The following is a 251-nucleotide window of genomic DNA, read 5'->3' on the forward strand; positions in this document are numbered from 1 at the left end:
CTAATAAAGTTATATCTTGTAATTCATCTTGTTGACGGCCATGTGCCATATAAAGCGCTCCTTTAAATTTATTTTTTTATTATTTTGGCGTCTCGGCGTGCTTTTTCAAACATGTAATAACTTGCACTGCATATACCTATGAACCAATGAGTCAGATGCAAATACTTTATCTATTAGGGGCTGGCTTAGCTGCCGCTGTGGGTCAAATTGGTGTTACATTAGCATATAGTTTTGCAGCAGCAAAAGATATT

1 pseudogene is annotated in these 251 nt (G+C 36.3%); it reads left to right on the top strand.

Annotation, left to right across the window (positions count from 1 at the left end):
* Positions 1-116: 116 nt before the first annotated feature.
* A pseudogene (locus tag IDG64_RS14585) lies at positions 117-251 on the top strand (DMT family transporter); the annotation flags it as partial.

It is taken from the genome of Staphylococcus sp. EG-SA-15, from assembly GCF_017151895.1.
Classification (GTDB): domain Bacteria; phylum Bacillota; class Bacilli; order Staphylococcales; family Staphylococcaceae; genus Staphylococcus; species Staphylococcus aureus.